The organism is Neisseria sp. P0021.S007 (assembly GCF_051956855.1).
Window position 1 is genome coordinate 1 of sequence record NZ_JBQCXA010001814.1, and the last position, 432, is coordinate 432.

The window sequence follows — 432 nt, forward strand, 5'->3', positions numbered from 1 at the left end:
TTCTTCGGGTTTCAGACGGCGGTACGGCACGCCGTAGCGTTCCAAAACGGCAATGTCTTGTTCTGCCGCTTCGACTTCTTTAGCCTGACGGAAAATCTGCAACGTCCCTTTTTTGCGCCCTTCAAAATTCATGCCGGTTTGCGCTTCAAAACGGCGGAACATTTCTCGGCTGTATTCAGAAATCCTGACCATGCGCTCTTTGTTGATTTGATAGCGCGCGGCCGTGCAGTTTTGCAGCATTTGCCACAGCCATTCGATTTGATACAGGCTGCCGTCAGGGCGAAACAGCAAAGGCGGATGGCTTTTAAACAGCCATTTCAGCGCTTTGGTCGGAATACCGGGAGCAGCCCACGGCGTGGTATAGCCGTAAGAAAGCTGGCCTGCATTGGCAAAACTGGTTTCCATCGCCACACCCTCGGCGCGGTCGATGAC

Annotated in this window: 1 protein-coding gene; it reads right to left on the bottom strand. The window is 53.5% G+C overall.

The genetic code is table 11. The features are described from left to right. Positions 1-432, bottom strand: a 432-nt coding sequence (locus ACTHUR_RS21600) for an FAD-dependent oxidoreductase (protein ID WP_440400870.1), incomplete at both ends; no start/stop codon positions are given.